Genomic DNA, 19006 nt, shown 5'->3' on the forward strand with positions numbered 1-19006 from the left:
AAAGAAAAGGGTCTTCCCCGATCAAGGCTCACGTAGCGGCTTGGAGCCCTCGTAGATTTTCCGACTCGCCCTCCTGGCTCGGTCGGAAAACGGCGGCCATCCCTGGCCGCCGCCCTACGGGTCCGCCGACTGTCGTGTCCAGTCGTGACCGCGTGTCAAAGATCAAACCCAAAAAGGGTTGCAACCGGTCATTTCAACGTGCGCTCGAACAGTTCGTAGATGCGCCGATACTCGTCGTACCACGCGTCCGGGTGGACGAAGCTGTGGCGTTCCAGCGGATACGGGGCGATTTCCCACTTGTCCTTGCGCAGTTCGATCAGTTTCTGGGTCAGCACCACCGAATCGCGGAAGAACACGTTGTCGTCGATCATGCCGTGCGCGATCAGCAGGTGGTCCTGCAGGCCGGCGGCGTACTCCATTGGCGAAGACTTTCTGTAGGCCTCGGGATCGAGCTCGGGTGTGTTGAGGATGTTGGACGTGTATTCGTGGTTGTACTGCGACCAGTCGGCGACCGGGCGCAGCGCGGCGCCGGCCTTGAACACGCCCGGCTTGCGGAACAGCGCCATGAAGGTCATGAAGCCGCCGTAGCTGCCGCCATAGATGCCGGCGCGATCGCGGTCGCCCTGCCTGTTGGCGACTATCCAGTCGAGGCCGTCGAGGTAATCGTCCAGTTCCGGATGGCCCATCTGCCGGTAGATCGCGGTACGCCAGTCGCGGCCGTAGCCTTCGCTGGCGCGGTAGTCCAGGTCGATGACGACGTAGCCGCGCTGCACCAGCAGGTTGTGGAACATCTGCTCGCGGAAATAGTTCGGATAGCGCGCGCTGACGTTCTGCAGATAGCCGGCGCCATGTACGAACATCACCACCGGATACTTCCGGCCCGGCCCGAGCTGTTTCGGCCCGTAGTACTTGCCCCAGATCGTGCCGGCGCCATGCGTCGACGGCACCTGCACGAATTCCGGTTGCACCCAGTCGGCGATCGCCTTGAACTCCGGCGTGCGCGTGTCGGTCAGCAGGCGCACGCCGTCGCCATCGCGGCCGACCACGGCCAGCTGCGGCGGCGTGTAGCTGTCGGAATGGCGCACCAGCAGCTTGCCGCCGTCCGGCGACAGCACGAAGCTCTCCACGCCATCGAGCGCGGTCACTTCGCGCACGGCGCCGCCATCGGCATCGACCGCGCAGACTTCGTAGTCGCCGGGCCACTGGCGATTGCATAGGAAGTAGAAGCCACGGCCGTCGGCCGCCAGTACCGGCGCGGACACTTCCCAGTGGCCCTGGGTCAGCGCGCGCGGGCCGCCGCTACCGTCGCTGACGTACAGGTGCGACCAGCCGCTCTGTTCGGACAGGTACCACAGCGTGCGGCCATCGCCGAGCCAGCCGAAATCGTTGAAGGTCCAGTTGATCCAGGCGTCGTCGTGCAGGTGATGGCGCGCCTGCAGCGTCGCCTTGGCCAGATCCACGGTCGCGATCCAGCGGTCCTTGTTGTCGACCGCGCGCACCAGCACCGCGACATTGCGGCTGTCGTCGCCCCAGTGGATCGCCGGACCGTCGCCATCGCTGTCGGTCTCGATGCGCACATCGCGATTGCCCTTGAGCGGCTCTTGTTTCGCCGCTGCGCGCATCGCGGCGAGCGGGTCGCGCGCGATGCCGGGCAAGGCATCGAACTTGAGTTCGCTGGGCTGGCCCGTCGCGATCTCCACCAGCCACAGCGTGTGCGGCAGCGGTGGATTGCGACCGACGCGGGTGCGCACTTCCTCGAATTCCTCGTAGCCGGATTCGGTGACGTACTTCGGCATCTGCCCTTCCTGGCCGGCTTCGCCGTCCTTGGCGTGGGTGACGACCAGCAGCCAGCGTCCGTCCGGCGACAGCGCGCTGTCATGGATCACGACATCCTTGCCCAGATACACCGGTGCCGCGGCGCGGGTCGGATCGGCGCGTCGGCGCTCGTCGTCCTGCCGGCGCACGGCCTCGCGCCGGTCGCGGTCGTTGCGAAGGGTTTCGAGATAGCGCAGCTGTCGTTCGCGCAGGTCGTCGGCCTTCGGTGGCTTGGCCGGATCGTCCTCGGCCTTGAGCACGGCCGCCTGGATCACGCCATCGCGCGCGTCCCATCGATACCAGTCGTTGTCGACGCGCCAGACCAGGCCGCCATCGCGGCTCCACTGCGGCAGTGCTTCCTTGTCGTTGCCGCGGGTCAGCTGGGTGAGCGTGCCGCTGCGCAGGTCGCGCACGAAAACGTCGTCATTGCGGATGTAGGCCATGCGCGTGCGCGCTGCGTCGTAGACGGCGCCGCCGGCATCCAGGTCGGCACGCGCCGCGCCATCGATGCGAACGGCGCTGCCGCCGTCGATGCCCTGCTGGTAGATGTCGCGGATGTTGCCGCCATCGCGCTTGAGTTCGTACTGCGCGTGCCGGCCGTCCCAGCTCCACCAGGCATCTTCGACCGGCGGACCGATCCAGTCGGGGTCGGCCATGATCCGGTCCATCGTCAGCGGCGTGGCCGGTTGCGCCCAGAGCGGCGCAGCCAACAGCAACAGGGCGGGCAGCAGCAGCTTCTGCATGTCGTCGGATCATCGCGTGCGGAGAAAAAAGTCCGCGCAGGTTAGCAGTCCGCCATCGCCGCACATGGGCCACGGGTCATGCGCGGCTTTGCACTGCCCGTTGCCGCAGCGCACAATACGCGTCGCGGCAGCTCCCCGCGTGCCGTGGAGGTGCGCTGTGGATGCACTGTTGTTGTCGCGGATCCAGTTCGGTTTCGTCATTTCCTTCCACATCCTGTTTCCGGCCTTCACGATAGGTCTGGCGAGCTGGCTGGCCTTCGTCGAATGGCGCTGGCTGCGCACCCGCGACACGCTGTGGCGCGATCTGTTCTTCTTCTGGACCAAGATCTTCGCCGTGTCGTTCGGCATGGGCGTGGTGTCCGGCATCGTCATGAGCTTCCAGTTCGGCACCAACTGGGCGACGCTCAGCGAACAGGCCGGCAACATTCTCGGCCCGCTGCTCAGCTACGAAGTGCTGACCGCGTTCTTCCTGGAAGCGACCTTCCTCGGCGTGATGCTGTTCGGCTGGGGCCGGGTTAGCGAGAAGCTGCATTTCCTTGCCACCTGCATGGTCGCGCTGGGTACGCTGATCTCGACGTTCTGGATCATCTCGGCCAACAGCTGGATGCAGACGCCGGTCGGTTTCACCCTGGTCGATGGCGTGTTCTCGCCGGCCAGCTGGTGGGACATCGTCTTCAATCCGTCGTTCCCGTACCGGCTGGCGCACATGGTGCTGGCCGCGTTCATCACTACGTGCTTCGTGATCGGCGGCGTCAGCGCGGCCTACCTGCGCCGCGGCGTGCACGTCGCGGCCGGCAAGCGCATGTTGAAAGCGGCGGTGCTGTTCGCCGCGATCACGGTACCGACCCAGGTCTTCGTCGGCGACCTGCATGGCCTGAACGTGCGCGAGCACCAGCCGACCAAGGTCGCGGCGATGGAAGCGCACTGGCGCCATGGCCCGCGCGGCGAGGGCGTGCCGTTCGTGCTGTTCGCGGTGCCCAACGAGCAGGCCGAGCGCAACGACTATGAAATCGCGATTCCAAAACTCGGTAGCGTGATCCTCACCCATTCGCTGGATGGCGAGATCCAGCCGCTCACCGCCGTGCCGGTCAGCGAACGGCCGCCGATCGCGCCGGTGTTCTATGCGTTCCGGATCATGGTCGGCCTGGGCGTACTGATGCTGCTGCTGGCGATGACGTCGCTATGGATGTGGTGGCGCGGCCGCCTGTACGAGTCGCGCTGGGTTTTGAACGGTTGGCGGGCGATGACGTTCTCCGGTTTCATCGCGCTGCTGGCCGGCTGGTACGTGGTCGAGATCGGGCGCCAGCCGTACGTGATCTACGGCCTGCTGCGCACCGCCGATGCGGTCAGCCCGACGCTGGCGGCCGCCAGCGTGATGACCTCGCTGATCGTGTACGCGGTGGCGTACGCGATCGTGTTCGGCGCCGGCATCTGGTACCTGTTCAAGCTGTTCCGGCAGGGGCCGCAGCCGCACGAACCGCCGCAGCACACCGATGGCGGCGAGAAGACGCCGGCGCGACCGCTGTCGGCGGCCGACGCCACGCCCGAGACCGTCAAGGAGGCAACGTGATGGACCTGCAAACGGTATTGCCGGTGGTGTGGTTCGGAGTGATCGGTTTCGGCGTGCTGATGTACGTGCTGCTCGACGGCTTCGTGCTCGGCCTCGGCATCCTGGCGCCGTTCGCCGAGGACGAGCACCAGCTCGACCACATGATGAATACCGCCGCGCCGATCTGGGACGGCAACGAGACCTGGCTGGTGCTCGGCGGCGCCGGTCTGCTGGCGGCGTTCCCGAAAGCCTATGCGGTGGTGCTGTCGGCGCTGTACCTGCCGGTGCTGTTCATGCTGATCGCGCTGGTGTTCCGCGGCGTGGCCTTCGAGTTCCGCTTCAAGGCGCAGCGCAGCAAGCCGGCGTGGGGCGCGGCGTTCGCGCTGGGTTCTATGTTCTGCGCGTTCTTCCAGGGCGTGATCCTCGGCGCGCTGGTCGAAGGCATGCCGCTGCAGGACGGCAAGTACATGGCCGGCGTGTTCGGCTGGTTCAGTCCGTTCTCGATGCTGACCGGCATCGCGGTGCTGTTCGGCTACGCGCTGTTGGGCAGCACCTGGCTGATCCTGAAGACCGACGGCCGCATGCAGCAGGTCGCGCGCGGCCTGACCCGGCCGCTGGTGCTGGTGGTGGTCGCGTTCATGGGCCTGGTCAGCGCCTGGCTGCCGTTCCTGGACTCGCGGATCATGGCGCGCTGGTTCGAGGGCGGCAATTTCTGGTGGCTGGCGCCGGTACCGTTGCTGGCGCTGGTCAACGCCTTCCTGCTGTGGCGCGCGGTGATGCGCGAGGGTCGCGACGCGGCGCCGTTCGTGCTGTCGCTGACCTTCTTCGCGCTGGGCTTCGTCGGACTCGTGCTCGGCATCTGGCCGAACATCGTGCCGCCGCACCTGACGATCTGGGACGCGGCGTCGCCGCCATCGTCGCAGGGCTTCGTGCTCGTCGGTCTGATCGTGCTGCTGCCGGCGATCCTCGGCTACACCTACTGGTCGTACAGCGTGTTCAAGGGCAAGGTCGCGGCGGATTCCGGCTATCACTGAACGGCCGGGAATCGGGAGTCGGGAATCGGGAATCGTCAAATCAAGGGCTTTTCTGCTTTTTCCGATTCCCCATTCCCCATTCCCAATTCTCGGCCTTTCGATTCCCTATTCCCGGCCTTTCCGACACAATCGTCGTGCTTCCCCGCCGCGACGCCAATGCACGCCTACGTCTACAAAAGTCAGCGCAAGGACGAGACCTACGTCTATCTCGCCGAGCGCGACGCGTTCACCCGATTGCCCGAACCATTGCGCAGCCAGTTGGGATCGCTGCAGTTCGTGCTGGAGGTGGCGCTGACACCGGAGCGCCGGTTGGCACGCGGCGACGCCGCGGTGGTGCGCGAGAACCTTGCCACGCGCGGCTTCCATATCCAGTTTCCGCCGTCGATCGAAACGGAGCGCGGCGCCGATGCCTGAATTCCGGCGCACGCCGGCCGCAGCGTTGGCGATCGGCCTGGGGCTGGCGCTGCTGACCGGATTCGGCGGTGCGATCGCCGCGCTGGGCGCATGGCTGGCGCAGCCGGCGCTGGCATTGGCGCTGTCCTGGTGGCAGGGCAGCCGCACGCAACCGGCTTTCGACCCGCCCGGGCGCAGCGCGATCGTGCGCGACGCGGTGACGCTGCTGCTGTTGTGGGGCGCCGGCCTGGTGCTGGTGGCGCTGCTGATCGCCTGGCCGTTGGCCGGCCTGCGGCAGAGCGGCAGCCTGGGCGCGGCGATCGGCCTGAGCCTGGTCGCCGGCGTGGTCTGGCTGGGCCTGTGGCGCACCTGGCCGATGTGGCGCGCGCTGGAACGCAAGGGCGGCGAGCTTCGCCAGCGCTGGCAGCAGCTCGACGACGTGCATATCGGCATCACCAGCGGCTGGCGCGCGGCGACCCTGGTCGCGGTGATGCTCGCCTTCGCCATCGTGCTGGCGTGGCCGGACCTGCTGGCGCCGTCGGCGCGCTGGGTCGTGGCAGCGATGTACGCACTGGCCCTGCCGGTGCTGCACTGGCTGTTGCAGCGCACGCCGCCGCCACCGCTGGCGGTGGTCGAGGATCTCGCCGCGGCCGAAGAAGACGCCGTGCTGCCGGATGCCGAGGAAGATCCCAATGTCGCGCTCTATGCCGCCGCGCGCGCCGGTCGCGTCGAACGCGCGCTGGCCCTGCTCGAGGCCGGCGCCGATCCGCACGCGCCGCCGTCGCCGGACGATCGTGACCAGCGCACGTTGCCGCTGCTGGCGGCGGTACTGCCGGACCTGCGGCTGCTGCGGGGCCTGATCGCCCACGGCGTGCAGGTCAACCAGGCGCACGCCGGCATGACGCCGCTGCTGGCCGCGACCCGCGACAGCTGGCACGGGCGTCCGGAAGCGGTGATGACCCTGCTCGCCAACGGCGCCGATCCGCGCGTCGCCGATGCCGACGGCAACACGCCGCTGCATCACGCCGCGCGCAGCACCGATCCGGGCGTGGCTGCGCTGCTGCGCGATGCCGCCGCCGAGATCGACGCGCTGAACCATGAGGGCCAGTCGCCGCTGGCGATCGCCTGCGCGGCCGGCAACTGGCGGCTGGCGCGCTTCCTGCTGGAACGCGGCGCGCATGCCGAGCCGGCGCAGGGCCAGCCGGCGCTGCTGTCGGCCGCGGCCACCGACGAGGACGACCCCGCCGGCGTGCAGCTGCTGCTCAAGTACAAGGCCAAGGTCGATGCGCGCGACGCGCGCGGACGCAGCGCGCTGCATGCGGCCAGTCTCGCCGGACACGCCGAGATCGTCGCGGTGCTGCTGGCGGCTGGCGCCGATGCGCAGGCTCGCGATGCCGCTGGCAGCACGCCGCTGCTGGAGGCCGCGCAGGGTGGCTCGCTGGCGGTGATCGAACGCCTGGCCGAAGCGCAGCCGGATCTTGCCGCGATCGACGCTGCCGGCCGCAATGCGCTGCTCTGCGCCAGCGCGTCGGACCAGGCCACGCCGCAGCTGATGCGGCGCCTGCTCGAACTGGGCGTGGATCCGGAACACGCCGATCGCGACGGCAAGCGCGCGATCGACCGCGCCGCCGAGTGCGGACGCTGGGCGATCGTCACCGCGCTCGACCCGGCGTATCCGTTGCCCAGCAATGTCGGCAGCGACGATGACGGCGCACCGCCGGATCGCGCGCCGCTGGCGCTGCTGGGCGACGCGCTGCGCGCCGGCCGCGACGATGGCAACGACGCGTTGGCCAAACTGCTCGGCGCCGCCGAGCTCGGCAGCCTGCTGCACGACGTGGAACTGCCGCCGCAGGCGATCGACTGGCTGCTGTCGCGCGGCGCCGATCCCGAAGCGCGCGACCACCACGGCGACAACGTGATCTTCGCCACGCTCGCGCGCGGCCGCGCCGCGTTGCCAGTGCTGCAGCTGCTGCTGCGCCGTGCGGTATCGCCGGCCGGCGCCGGCGGGCTGGCACGTTTCGTCGCCAGCTGCAATGCCACCGACCAGGCCGATCGCGCGCTCGAAACCTGCGCGCTCGATCTTCTGGAACGCGGCGCCGATCCGTTTGCGGCGACACCGTCGGGCGATCCGGCGTTGACGCTGGCGGTACGCCTCGGCTGGCTGCGCCTGGCCGACCGGCTGATCGCGCATGGCGTCGATCCCGACGCGCGCGATGCGCACGGCATGACCCCGCTGCACCTGGCCGCCGCACTCGGTCGCGAGAGCGTGCTCAAGCAGCTGATCGCACGCGGCGCCTCGCCTGACCTGCGCGCCGCCGACGGACAGACGCCGCTGGGCGTGGCGTTGTCGGGCGGTCGTCGCGACCTCGCCGACTGGCTCGACTGGCGCGGCTGGCCGTTGCCGCATCGCGCGCTGCAGCCCGGCGACCTGCCGGCGGCGGCGATCGTCGGCGATGCCGACGCGGTGCGACGCCTGCTCGAGCTCGGCCTGCCGGTCGATGCGATCGACAACCAGGGCTGCACCGCGCTGTTGCGCGCGGCCGGCGGCGGCCATCGCGCCACCGTCGACCTGCTGCTGGCGCGTGGCGCCGACCCTGGTCGCGCTGCGCACAGTGGTGCCACGCCATTGTCGGCGGCGGTGAGCATGCGCCAGACCGAAATCGTCGACGGCCTGCTCGCCGCCGGCGCCGACCTCGAACAGCGCCTGCCCGGCGATGTCACCGTGCTGATGCTTGCCGCGGCGCTGGGACTGCCCGATCTCACCGCGCGCCTGCTCACCACCGGCGCCAATGTCCACGCCAGCGATGCGCAGGGCCTGATGCCGCTGCATTGCGCCGCGCTGTATGGATTCACCGCGCGCGAGCGTCCGCGCCTGCTGGCGCTGATCGACACCGTGCTGCTGGCAGGCGCCGAAGCCGATGTCGCCGCCGCCGGTGGCGTCACGCCGCTGCTGCTGCTGCTCGGCGCGCGCGCCGAGCCGGGCACCGCCTGCGACGAGGACACGCTGCTGGTCGCACTGGACCGGCTGCTGGACGAGGACGTGTCGCTGGACGCGCAGGATCCGCGCGGCTTCGGCCCGCTGCACCTGGCCGCGCTGCATGGCTTGCTGCGCGTGACCCAGCGCCTGCTGCGTGCCGGCAGCGATCCCGGCCTGCGCGACGCGCTCAACCGCACGCCGCGCGAGATCGCGGTGATGCGTGGTTTCGTCGACGTCGCCGGGGAATTCGCGCCGCTGCAATCAGGCGTGTCGATGGCCCGCTTCCTGCGCGAGCCGCGCTGATCGATTCGCGCGTTGGTTTGCTCCGCTGCGTTTGACGCCCCGTAGCGTGCGCTGTGCGCACGTAAAACACCCCATCGTGCGCATAGCGCACGCTACAACGGCAAAGCAGTGGAGCGAGCTCCGCTCTACAAGGCCTGGTCGCTGCGCTTGCGTCGGGAGTCCAAGCCGCTGGCGACGCTGATCGCATCGCCTTCGATGTCGGCTTCGAACAGCTGTTCCAGCTCGGTGCGCGCTTGTTTGGCGGTCTCCAGCAGCGCCGATTCGTCGTCGTAGATCAGGTGCTGGCTGGCGAGCAGGTGTTCGTCGTGCTCGCGGAAGCGCTGCGTGCGGTGTTCGGCGACTTCGCGCGGGACGCCCAGCGAGACCAGCACTTCGCGGCCCATCTCCAGGCCCGAGGCGAAGGTTTCGCGGAAGATCTCCACGCCCAGGTCCATCAGCTGCCAGGCGTGGCGGCGGTCGTGCGCGCGTGCGAACACCTTCAGGTCCGGATACAGCCGGCGCACCACGCGCGCGGTGCGCAGGTTCGCTTCGGGATCGTCGATCGCGTCGATGAAGATGCGCGCATGTGGCGCACCGGCGGCGCGCAGCAGTTCCGGCCGCGCCGGGTCGCCGTAGTAGATCTTGTTGCCGAAGCGGCGCATGAAGTCGACGTGCTGCGCATCGGTCTCCAGCGCCACGAACGGAATGCGCTGCGCGATCAGCAGCCGCGCCACGATCTGTCCGAAACGGCCGAAGCCGGCGATGATCACCTGCGGATGGCCGTCGTCGGGCAGCGGATCGAATTCCCGCTGCGGCCTGGGCGATGTATTCAGGCCGATCAACCGCGCCACGACGATCATCAACAGCGGCGTCAGCGCCATCGACACGCCGACGATGGCGACCAGGCGGTCGTGCATGGCCGCATCGATCAGGTCGACCTTGTCCGCTTCGGTGAAGATCACGAACGCGAATTCGCCGCCCAGCGCCATCACGCTGCCCAGGCGCAACGCTTCCACCCGACCGATGCCGCCGGGATGCCGCCCAACCGCGAACAGCACGGCGAACTTGATCGCCATCAACACGACCACGCCCAGCAGGATCTGCACTGGTTCCATCGCGACCCAGTCCAGGTCGATACTCATGCCCACCGCCATGAAGAACAGGCCCAGCAGCAGGCCCTTGAACGGTTCGATCTGCGATTCGATCTCGTGGCGGAATTCCGAATCCGCCAGCAGCACGCCGGCCAGGAACGCGCCCAGGCCCATGCTCAGGTCGGCCAGCTGCATCACCCACGCCGCGCCCAGCACCGCCAGCAAGGCGCTGGCGGTCAGCATTTCCGGCACGTCGATGCGCGCGGCCACGCGGAAAAGCTGCCGCAGCAGGTAGCGTCCGCCGATGATCACCACCGCGATCGCGACGATCGCCTTGAGCGTCGCGATCCAGATCGGTTCCGGCGTGGTCGATGCGGCCTTGCCCAGCAAAGGGATCGCCGCGATCAGCGGGATCGCCGCCAGGTCCTGGAACAGCAGGATGGCGAATGCCAGCCGGCCATGTTCGCTGCCCAGCGTCTTGCGCTCGGCCAGCAGCTGCAGGGTGACCGCGGTCGAGGAGAACGCCAGGCCCAGTCCGATCACCAGCGCCGCCTGCCAGCTCAGTCCATCGAGCAGGGCGATGGCGCCCAGCGCGATGCCGGTCACCGCCACCTGCAATCCGCCGGCACCGAACACCGACTTGCGCATCACCTTCAAGCGCGGCAGCGACAGTTCCAGCCCGATCACGAACAGCATCATCACCACGCCGATCTCGCTGGCGGCCAGCACCGGCTCGGCGTCGCGGATCACGCGCACGCCATCGGGTCCCAGCACCACCCCGGCGGCCAGGTAACCAAGCACCGCGCCCAAGCCGAAACGCTTGAACAGCGGCACCGCGATCACCGCGGCCAACAGGAATACCAGTGCGATTTGCAGACCACTGCCGTGCATGACGACCTCCGTCGACGATTATGCCGCTGAAGGTGCTAGGCGTGCTTCCCGGAATCGAGAAACGGAAGAGCGTGCATCCCTCGCCTCAGACCGTCATGCCGAGCGCAGCGAGGGATCTGCTTTTGGTCGAAGTGCGAGAAAAAGCAGCAGATCCCTCGCTGCGCTCGGCATGACATGCTTTTCGATTCCCGATTCCCGATTCCCGATTCCCGATTCCCGGCTTTCAGCCCATCAGCCGCCGGTGAATTGCCGCAGTCGCAGCGCACCGCGCTCGGCGATCGCCAGCATCGCGTGCTCATGCGCGAGACGGTAGTAATCCGCCTGCGGATGTTCGCTGTCCAGCACGCCGTACAACACGTCATCGGCGAGGATCGGCACCGCCAGTTCGGACAGGTTCGGCTGGTCGTCGGTCACGTAGCGGTCGTCGAGGCGCGCGTCGGCGGTGCGTTGCGGCAGGCGCAACTTCGCACAGCGCCCGACGATACCGACGCCCACCGCCAGCCGGATGCGCGATTCCAGGATGTGGTCGGCGGCGCGCTTCGGTCCCCACGCCGCCTGCTGCGTGAGGCTGCCGCCGCCGGCGTCCATCAGGTAGACGACGCAGTCGGCCAGTTCCAGCTCGCGCCCGCAGAAATCGCACAGCGCCCAGGCCACCGCCTGCGGCGACTCGACCCGCAACAGTTCGACCGACAGGCCGGCCAGCCGATTCGGGGCGTCGGCCAGGAATGCAGCAGCGGCAAGCGACACGCGTTCCTCCTTCCATGGAACGTCGCCCTGAGAGTACAACAATCGCCGTGCGCAGGCCGTTCCCGGGCGCGCAGCTCCGCGCTTTGCGCGCCATCGTGCCGGCATCCAGGCTGCCTGAAAGGGGAGGGGCCGGCGGAAAGTCCTGAAGGCAGGCACGGAGCGTGATGCAGCCTCTGGCACCTCTATTTCGATATCACGGCAAGATCCCATCCCAAGGACGCCGAGTAGAGGCACGCACGACAAAACGCCCCGCACAGCGGGGCGTTTCTTGGCAGGGAAGCCTGATGTTCAGCGCTTCATCGAAGAGAAGAACTCGTCGTTGGACTTGGTGTTCTTCATCTTGTCGAGCAGGAACTCCATCGCCGCGGTTTCGTCCATCGGGTGCAGCAGCTTGCGCAGGATCCAGATCTTCTGCAGCAGGTCCGGCTCGATCAGCAGGTCCTCGCGGCGGGTGCCGGAGCGGTTGATGTCGATCGCGGGATAGACGCGCTTCTCGGCGATGCGGCGGTTGAGATGCACTTCGGAGTTGCCGGTGCCCTTGAATTCCTCGTAGATCACCTCGTCCATCTTCGAGCCGGTCTCGACCAGCGCGGTGGCGATGATGGTCAGCGAGCCGCCTTCCTCGACGTTGCGCGCGGCGCCGAAGAAGCGCTTCGGACGGTGCAGCGCGTTGGCGTCGACGCCACCGCTGAGCACCTTGCCGGAGCTGGGTACGACGTTGTTGTAGGCGCGGGCCAGGCGGGTGATCGAGTCGAGCAGGATCACCACGTCCTTCTTGTGCTCGACCAGGCGCTTGGCGCGCTCGATCACCATCTCGGCGACCTGCACGTGGCGCGCGGCCGGCTCGTCGAACGTCGAACTGATCACCTCGCCGCGCACGGTGCGCTGCATGTCGGTGACTTCTTCCGGGCGCTCGTCGATCAGCAGCACGATCAGGTGCACGTCCGGATGGTTCGTGGTGATCGCGGTGGCGACCTGCTGCATCAGCATGGTCTTGCCGGCTTTCGGCGGCGACACGATCAGCGCGCGCTGGCCCTTGCCTTGCGGCGCCATCAGGTCCAGCACGCGGCCGGCGATGTCCTCGCTGGAGCCGTTGCCGCGCTCGAGCACGAAGCGGCGGCGCGGGAACAGCGCAGTCAGGTTCTCGAACAGCACCTTGTTCTTGGACGCTTCCAGCGGTTCGCCGTTGATGGTGTCGACCATCGACAGCGCGAAGTAGCGCTCGCCTTCCTTCGGGAAGCGGATGCGGCCGCCGAGATGGTCGCCGGTACGCAGGTTGAAGCGGCGGATCTGGCTGGGCGAGATGTAGGTGTCGTCCGGGCCGGCCAGGTAGCTGGCCTCGGCCGCGCGCAGGAAGCCGAAGCCATCCGGCAGGATTTCCAGCACGCCGTCGGCGGCGACGCCTTCGCCGTGGCGGGTCAGCACCTTCAGCAGCGCGAAGATCACGTCCTGCTTGCGGGCGCGGGCGACGCCTTCGGAAATGCCGAGCTGTTCGGCGATGTCGAGCAGCTTCTGCGCCGGCATGCGCTTCAGATCGCTCAGCGAATACTGCGGGAAGCCTTCCGGGATGTTGGCCAGTTTCGGCTGCGGCTGGTAGTTGTTGTCGCCGTTGCCCTGCGGGTTGTCCTGCGGCAGGCCGTCGTCGCGGAAACGATCGCGCTGGCGGTCGCGGCGGTTGCGGAAGCGGTCGCGGCGGTTGTTGTTGTTGAAGCGCTGGTCGCGCTGTTCACGCGTTTCGCCTTCGGGGCCGCCGCCCTCGGCGGCCGGGCCGGGGTTGGCCATGGCCACGGGTGCGGCGGGCGCAGATTCGGCGGACGGAGCCGGTGCCGTAGGCGCGGAGGCTGCGGGCGCCGGAGGCGCGGAAGCGGGTGGAGAGGAGGGGGCCGGCGGCGCCGTGTCGGCGGCCTGGTCGGCGGGGGTTGCACGCGGTTTGCGTACGCGCTTCACGGCGGTTTCGCCGGAGTCGGGTGTGTTCTTGGGCAAGCTGGAATTCCTCGCTGATGCGAGCGCACGCGGTCTGCGGGCGGACGTGTTGGAAGTGTTCGAGAGGGGGTGCGGCGCCGAAAATCACGCCGGGTGAAGCAGAAACTAGCACCGCCATCGCCCCGCGGCAAGCGCCGTGGACGCGAATCCGTTCAGAGAATGGTGCAGGGCTGCGTGGAGCGGAACCGGCTTCCACTGCCGGTTGCCGAGCCGGCCGGGCAGCACGGCAAAAACCCGGCGCCACATGGCAGGTATCAGAGCGCTTTGTCGATCATCTGGCCCAGCACGGTCCTGATGTTGCCGGGTGCGCCGAATTGGGTGGCCTGCACCTGGCCGTCCTTGAACAGCAGCAGCATCGGCAGGCTGCGTACATTGAAGCGGATGCCCAGGTTCGGATGCGCCTCCACGTCGACCTTCACCATCCTGGCGCGGCCGTCGTACTGCTCGGCGAACTGATCGACCAGCGGGCCCACAATCGTCTTGCATGAGGGGCACCAGGGTGCCCAGAAATCGACCAGCACCGGGCTGGGGGACTGCAGCACGGCTGCGTCGAAATCGGCGTCACCGGCGTGGATGACCTTGTCGCTCATTGAGCCTTGCCGGCCTGCGGGACGCCTAGAGCGCCTTCTCGATCATCTGGTTCAGCACCGCCTTGATGTTGCCCGGCGCGCCCATCTGGCTGGCCTGCACCTGGCCATCCTTGAACAGCAGCAGCATCGGAATGCTGCGTACGTTGAAGCGGATGCCCAGGTTCGGATGCGCCTGCACGTCGACTTTCACCATCTTGGCGCGGCCGTCGTACTCGTCGGCCAACTGGTCGACCACCGGCCCGATCATCTTGCACGGGGCGCACCAGGGCGCCCAGAAATCGACCAGCACCGGTTCGGAGGACTGCAGCACGGTGCTGTCGAAATCGGCGTCGCCGGCGTGGATGACCTTGTCGCTCACGGATGTCTCCTGCAGGGGCGTGCCGGTCACGGCCCGCCGAGTACGGTAAACTGGGGCGTTGCAGCGGCGGTTTCAAGACCCGTCCGCGCCACCCAAATCGAGCCGGCAGTCTGCGACGCCGACGCCGCCCACGCAAGCGCGAATCGCGCGCACCGACGCCCAGAGCATGTCCGACAAACCACTTACCGATATCACCTTTTCTTCCTTCGATCTGCACCCCGCCCTGCTGTCCGGCCTGGAAGCCGCGGGCTTCACCCGTTGCACACCGATCCAGGCATTGACCTTGCCGGTGGCGCTGCCCGGCCGCGATGTCGCCGGACAGGCGCAGACCGGCACCGGCAAGACGCTGGCGTTCCTGATCACGGTCATCAACCGCCTGCTGACGCGGCCGGCACTGGCCGAACGCAAGCCCGAAGACCCGCGTGCGCTGATCCTGGCGCCGACCCGCGAACTGGCGATCCAGATCCACAAGGACGCGGTCAAGTTCGGCAGCGACCTGGGCCTGCGTTTCGCGCTGGTCTATGGCGGCGTCGACTACGACAAGCAGCGCGCGCTGCTGCAGGAAGGCGTCGACGTGATCATCGCCACGCCGGGCCGGCTGATCGACTACGTCAAGCAGCACAAGGTCGTGTCGCTGCACGCCTGCGAGATTTGCGTGCTGGACGAGGCCGACCGCATGTTCGACCTCGGTTTCATCAAGGACATACGGTTTTTGCTGCGACGGATGCCGGTGCGCACCGAGCGCCAGACGCTGCTGTTCTCGGCCACGCTCAGCCATCGTGTGCTGGAGCTGGCCTACGAGCACATGAACGAGCCGGAAAAGCTGATCGTCGAGTCCGAGTACATCACCAACTCCAAGGTGCGCCAGGCGATGTACTTCCCGGCCGACGAGGAGAAGCTGCCGCTGCTGCTGGGCCTGCTGTCGCGCAGCGAAGGCGCGCGCACGATGGTGTTCGTCAACACCAAGGCGTTCGTCGAGCGCGTCGCTCGCTCGCTGGAACGCGCCGGCTACCGCGTCGGCGTGCTCAGCGGCGACGTGCCGCAGAAGAAGCGCGAGTCGCTGCTGAAGAAGTTCCAGGCCGGCCAGCTCGAGATCCTGGTCGCCACCGACGTGGCCGCGCGCGGCCTGCACATCGACGGCGTCAGCCACGTCTACAACTACGACCTGCCGTTCGATGCCGAGGACTACGTGCACCGCATCGGCCGCACCGCGCGGCTGGGTGCCGAGGGCGACGCGATCAGCTTCGCCTGCGAGCGCTATGCGATGTCGCTGCCGGACATCGAGGCCTACATCGAGCAGAAGATCCCGGTGCAGACGGTGACGCCGGACCTGATGGTCGCGCTGCCGCGCACGCCGCGCGCCAAGGTCGAAGGCGAAGAGGAAGAAAGCATCGGCACGATCTTCAAGGAAGCGCGCGAACAGCGCGATGCCGACGAGCAGCGTCGTGGCGGTGGTCGCACGGGCGCCGGCGGCAGCCGCAGCGGTGGCGATGCACGCCGCGAACGCGGCCCGCGTCCGCCGCGCAAGACCGGCGTGCCCGTCGCCAAGCCAGTCGTTGCCGCCGTCGCAGCGACGGCCGTTGCCGCCACCGTCGTGCAGGCGAGCGAGGACGAGCGCGCGCCGCGCAAGCGTCGCCGCCGTCGTGGCGGCCGCCGCATCGAAGGCGGTGAAGCCGCCACGCAGCAGAATGTCGCCGCCCCGGCGGCCAAGGCGCCGACGAAGCCGCAGTTCAAGCCGGCCAACAAGTCCGTGGCTGGCAAGCCCGCGCAGGAATCGCCCTCGCTGCTATCGCGGATCGGCTCCGGCCTGAAGAAGCTGGTCACGCGCGCACCGCGCTCGCAGCACTAGGAGCCCGTGATTGGTTATTGGTGATTCGTGACGGGCAGGAGCAGAGGCCCCGGGTCGCTGCTGTTACCGTTGGGAATGATGATTACGCGGGCTGGCCGAGCCATAATCGGCCGCGACCCGCCGTCTTCATCGAATCACCGATCACGAATCACCAATCACGGCCCTCCATGCCCGTCCTGCGCTTCGACAATGTCAGCAAACGCTATTCCGGCGGACACGATGCGCTGACCGAGGTCAGCTTCGATGTCGCCGCCGGCGAGATGCTGTTCATCACCGGTCATTCCGGCGCCGGCAAGAGCACGCTGCTCAAGCTGATCCACCTCAGCGAGCGTCCCAGCCGCGGCGCTGTGCTGTTCGGCGAGCGCAACCTGATGAAGGTGCGCGGGCGCCGCGTGCCGCTGCACCGGCGCGAAGTGGGCGTGGTCTACCAGAACCACCAGCTGCTGATGGACCGCAGCATCTACGACAACATCGCCCTGCCGCTGATCCTGCGCGGCCTGCGTCGCGGCGACATCGGCAAGCGCGTGCGCGGCATCCTCGATCGCCTCGGCCTGGGCGCACGCGAGCGCGCGCTGCCGTCGCAGCTGTCGGCCGGCGAGCAGCAGCGCGTCGGCATCGCCCGCGCGGTAGTCGGCGAACCGCGGTTGCTGGTGGCCGACGAACCGACCGGCAACCTCGACCCGACCCTGTCGGCCGAGATCATGGCGCTGTTCGCCTCGCTGCCCGAGCGCGGCACCAGCGTGATCGTCGCCAGCCACGACCTGGGCCTGGTCAAGCGCATGAAGAAGCGCGTGCTGGTGCTCGACCACGGCCGCCTCGCCGACGACATCTCGCCCGAGGACCTGGCCGATGAGTGACCTGCCCGCGCCACGGTCGCGCTCGGGGATCGGCACCTGGTTCGACCATCATCTGTACAGCTTCGTCGCCAGCCTCGGCCGCGTGTTGCGCAAGCCGTGGTCGACGGTGCTCACGGTCGGCGTGATGGCCGTCGCGCTGGCGTTGCCGCTGGGCCTGTGGCTGGTGCTGGCCAACGTCGAACGCTTCGTCGGCGACGTGCAGCAGTCGCGCCAGATCAACCTGTTCCTGAAACCTGAAATCAAGCTCGAGCGCGCACGCAGGCTGACCGAGGAACTGCGCGGCCGCGGCGACATCGCCCGGGTCGAACTGAAGACGCCCGAACAGGGCTTGGCCGAACTGCGCGAACGCAGCGGCCTGGGCGAGGCGATCGCCGCACTGTCGCCGGATGCAGACGGCGCCAACCCGCTGCCGTGCCTGCTGATCGTGACGCCCAAAGGCGACGAGACCCTGCTCGCCGAATCGCTGCAGATGCTGCCCGAAGCCGACCTGGTGCAACGCGACGCCGTATGGCGGCAGCGGCTCGACGGCTGGTTGCGCTTCGGCAACCGCGTCGCCTGGGTGCTTGCGGCGCTGCTCGGGCTCGGCGCACTGCTGGTCGTCGGCAACACCGTGCGGCTCGACATCCAGGCGCGGCGCGAGGAGATCGGCGTGCTGCAGCTGCTCGGCGCCACCGATGGCTTCATCCGCCGGCCCTTCCTCTATCTGGGCGCGTGGTATGGCCTGGCCAGCGGCGCGCTCGCGCTGGGCCTGCTGACTGCGACCCACCTCGCGTTGAAGGCGCCGCTGGCGACATTGGCGCAGAGCTACGGCAGCCAGTTCGCGTTGACCGGTTTCGATCCGCGCCAGCTGCTGGTCGTGCTGCTGGCCGCGACACTGCTCGGCTGGCTCGGCGCCGGCCTGGTCACCGGCCATTTCCTGCGCCAGACCCGGCCGACGGACACCTGATGGCTGCGCGCGACCTCCGCCATCTGGTCAGCGATGCGCCACGGGTGATGGTGGTCGATGGCTCGAAGCTGGTGCGCAAGCTGATCGGAGACGTGCTCGCGCGCGAACTGCCCGACACGCAGCTGGTCGCCTGCGATGGCCTGGCCAGCGCGCGCGCCGCGCTGGCCGATGGTCCGGTCGATCTGGTCACCACTGCGCTGGTGCTGCCCGACGGCAATGGCCTGGAAGTCGCTCGCGCGGTGCGTGCCGCCGGCCAGCAGGCCTACGTACCGGTGATCGTGGTGTCCGGCAACGCACAGGAACATCTGGAGTCGCGCAGCTTCAACGAGGACATCACCGACTACTTCGACAAGTCGCTCGGTCACAGCGCGCTGGCCGCGTTCATCCGTGGCTACGTGCAGCCGCAGCCGATCCCCGGCGCGCGCGTGCTGTACGTCGAGGACAGCAGGGTCGTGGCGCTGGCGACCAAGCGCATGCTCGAACACAGCGGCATGCAGGTGACGCATGCGCTCAGCGTCGAGGAAGCGCTGGACGTGCTGGCCGCGCAGCGCGAGCAGGACGGCTCGCCAGCGTTCGACCTGGTGTTGACCGACGTCTATCTGAAAGGCGAGATGGAAGGCGGCGACCTGCTCGCCCATATCCGCACCAAGCTGGGCTACGGCAAGCGACGCCTGCCGGTGCTGGTGATGACCGGCGACGCCAATGCCAAGAACCAGTCCGAACTGCTGCGCGCCGGCGCCAACGACCTGGTGATGAAGCCGATCGAGGAACGCCCGCTGGTGACCAAGGCATTGTTCCAGCTGCGCGTCTCGAAACTGCCCGAACAGCGCACGCTGGATGCCTGACCACAGTCCTGCCGTTTCCCTGTTCGTCATCCCGAGCAGAGCGAGGGGCATGCTGT

General features: G+C 68.2%; 14 protein-coding genes. 8 read left to right on the top strand and 6 right to left on the bottom strand.

The annotated features are described in order from the left end of the window. Positions 1–188: 188 nt before the first annotated feature. Positions 189–2558, bottom strand: a complete 2370-nt coding sequence (locus IP90_RS10895) for a S9 family peptidase (protein WP_144899681.1) — start codon at positions 2556–2558, stop codon at positions 189–191. 157 nt (positions 2559–2715) lie between these two features. Between IP90_RS10895 and IP90_RS10900 the strand changes: the two genes are divergently transcribed. The 4 genes from IP90_RS10900 (at position 2716) to IP90_RS10915 (ending at position 8814) form a co-directional block, all read left to right on the top strand. Then, the gene (locus IP90_RS10900) at positions 2716–4128 is read left to right on the top strand and encodes a cytochrome ubiquinol oxidase subunit I (protein ID WP_144899682.1); all 1413 of its coding nucleotides are present in this window, start codon (positions 2716–2718) and stop codon (positions 4126–4128) included. Continuing rightward, positions 4128–5141, top strand: coding sequence for a cytochrome d ubiquinol oxidase subunit II (gene cydB / locus IP90_RS10905; protein WP_144899683.1), 1014 nt, complete (start codon positions 4128–4130; stop codon positions 5139–5141). The genes IP90_RS10900 and cydB overlap by 1 nt, the downstream gene beginning before the upstream one ends. A gap of 156 nt (positions 5142–5297) precedes the next feature. Beyond that, complete coding sequence (locus tag IP90_RS10910; RefSeq protein ID WP_144899684.1) at positions 5298–5555, top strand: YcgL domain-containing protein; 258 nt, start codon at positions 5298–5300, stop codon at positions 5553–5555. Beyond that, on the top strand, positions 5548–8814 hold the full coding sequence (locus tag IP90_RS10915; RefSeq protein ID WP_144899685.1) for an ankyrin repeat domain-containing protein: 3267 nt from the start codon (positions 5548–5550) through the stop codon (positions 8812–8814). Before IP90_RS10910 ends, IP90_RS10915 begins: the two co-directional genes overlap by 8 nt. 125 nt (positions 8815–8939) lie before the next feature. Here IP90_RS10915 and IP90_RS10920 read toward each other — a convergent pair whose 3' ends face one another. The 5 genes from IP90_RS10920 to trxA form a co-directional block, all read right to left on the bottom strand. Further along, positions 8940–10775: a monovalent cation:proton antiporter-2 (CPA2) family protein gene (locus tag IP90_RS10920; protein ID WP_144899686.1), complete on the bottom strand. Its 1836-nt coding sequence runs from the start codon at positions 10773–10775 to the stop codon at positions 8940–8942. A 231-nt stretch (positions 10776–11006) separates the two neighbouring features. Beyond that, positions 11007–11522, bottom strand: coding sequence for a GAF domain-containing protein (locus tag IP90_RS10925; RefSeq protein ID WP_158635328.1), 516 nt, complete (start codon positions 11520–11522; stop codon positions 11007–11009). Between the two features lie 288 nt (positions 11523–11810). Beyond that, positions 11811–13505, bottom strand: coding sequence for a transcription termination factor Rho (gene rho, locus IP90_RS10930; protein ID WP_144899688.1), 1695 nt, complete (start codon positions 13503–13505; stop codon positions 11811–11813). Positions 13506–13759: 254 nt separating this feature from the next. After that, positions 13760–14095, bottom strand: a complete 336-nt coding sequence (locus IP90_RS10935; RefSeq protein WP_144899689.1) for a thioredoxin family protein — start codon at positions 14093–14095, stop codon at positions 13760–13762. Between the two features lie 25 nt (positions 14096–14120). Beyond that, positions 14121–14453, bottom strand: a complete 333-nt coding sequence (trxA, locus tag IP90_RS10940; protein ID WP_144899690.1) for a thioredoxin — start codon at positions 14451–14453, stop codon at positions 14121–14123. Positions 14454–14619: 166 nt separating this feature from the next. Between trxA and rhlB the strand changes: the two genes are divergently transcribed. The 4 genes from rhlB (at position 14620) to IP90_RS10960 (ending at position 18950) form a co-directional block, all read left to right on the top strand. Then, complete coding sequence (rhlB, locus tag IP90_RS10945) at positions 14620–16302, top strand: ATP-dependent RNA helicase RhlB (protein ID WP_144899691.1); 1683 nt, start codon at positions 14620–14622, stop codon at positions 16300–16302. Between the two features lie 167 nt (positions 16303–16469). Continuing rightward, the gene (gene ftsE, locus IP90_RS10950) at positions 16470–17159 is read left to right on the top strand and encodes a cell division ATP-binding protein FtsE (protein ID WP_144899692.1); all 690 of its coding nucleotides are present in this window, start codon (positions 16470–16472) and stop codon (positions 17157–17159) included. Beyond that, a complete protein-coding gene (ftsX, locus tag IP90_RS10955) occupies positions 17152–18105 on the top strand; it encodes a permease-like cell division protein FtsX (RefSeq protein ID WP_144899693.1) in 954 nt (317 codons plus the stop codon). Before ftsE ends, ftsX begins: the two co-directional genes overlap by 8 nt. Continuing rightward, on the top strand, positions 18105–18950 hold the full coding sequence (locus IP90_RS10960) for a response regulator (protein ID WP_144899694.1): 846 nt from the start codon (positions 18105–18107) through the stop codon (positions 18948–18950). The genes ftsX and IP90_RS10960 overlap by 1 nt, the downstream gene beginning before the upstream one ends. The last annotated feature ends 56 nt before the right edge of the window (positions 18951–19006 follow it).

Origin of the sequence: Luteimonas cucumeris (assembly GCF_007830035.1) — a bacterium.
Taxonomy (GTDB): Bacteria; Pseudomonadota; Gammaproteobacteria; order Xanthomonadales; family Xanthomonadaceae; genus Luteimonas_C; species Luteimonas_C cucumeris.

Coding starts and splice junctions, on each gene's coding strand:
- IP90_RS10915 (WP_144899685.1), top strand. CDS start 5,548: ATGCCTGAATTCCGGCGCACGCCGGCCGCAGCGTTGGCGATCGGCCTG.
- IP90_RS10895 (WP_144899681.1), bottom strand. CDS start 2,558: ATGCAGAAGCTGCTGCTGCCCGCCCTGTTGCTGTTGGCTGCGCCGCTC.
- ftsX (WP_144899693.1), top strand. CDS start 17,152: ATGAGTGACCTGCCCGCGCCACGGTCGCGCTCGGGGATCGGCACCTGG.
- rhlB (WP_144899691.1), top strand. CDS start 14,620: ATGTCCGACAAACCACTTACCGATATCACCTTTTCTTCCTTCGATCTG.
- ftsE (WP_144899692.1), top strand. CDS start 16,470: ATGCCCGTCCTGCGCTTCGACAATGTCAGCAAACGCTATTCCGGCGGA.
- IP90_RS10910 (WP_144899684.1), top strand. CDS start 5,298: ATGCACGCCTACGTCTACAAAAGTCAGCGCAAGGACGAGACCTACGTC.
- cydB (WP_144899683.1), top strand. CDS start 4,128: ATGGACCTGCAAACGGTATTGCCGGTGGTGTGGTTCGGAGTGATCGGT.
- IP90_RS10920 (WP_144899686.1), bottom strand. CDS start 10,775: ATGCACGGCAGTGGTCTGCAAATCGCACTGGTATTCCTGTTGGCCGCG.
- IP90_RS10935 (WP_144899689.1), bottom strand. CDS start 14,095: ATGAGCGACAAGGTCATCCACGCCGGTGACGCCGATTTCGACGCAGCC.
- IP90_RS10960 (WP_144899694.1), top strand. CDS start 18,105: ATGGCTGCGCGCGACCTCCGCCATCTGGTCAGCGATGCGCCACGGGTG.